Here is a 240-nt window from a genome sequence, read left to right on the forward strand (position 1 = left end):
GGTGTCGCCGCTCTATCGGACCGACGCATGGGGCATGCCGGAAGGTACTGCGGAATTCCGCAATGCGGTCGTGTCCGTGGATACCAGGCTTTCGGCCGCCGAACTGCTGGCCGGTTTGCAGCGCATCGAAGCCTCACATGGTCGCGTGCGCACCGACCATTGGACGTCGCGCACGCTCGATTTGGACATCATCGACTTTGACGGGCAGGAAAGCGCCGACCCCGACCTGACGTTGCCGCA

General features: G+C 63.8%; 1 protein-coding gene. It reads left to right on the forward strand.

Annotated elements, in window-relative coordinates; translation table 11 throughout:
• Positions 1-34 precede the first annotated feature (34 nt).
• The coding region (folK, locus tag H6A60_RS14670; protein ID WP_239477759.1) for a 2-amino-4-hydroxy-6-hydroxymethyldihydropteridine diphosphokinase at positions 35-240 on the forward strand (206 nt) is incomplete at its 3' end.

Origin of the sequence: Sutterella massiliensis (genome assembly GCF_016899755.1) — a bacterium.
GTDB lineage: Bacteria > Pseudomonadota > Gammaproteobacteria > Burkholderiales > Burkholderiaceae_F > Sutterella > Sutterella massiliensis.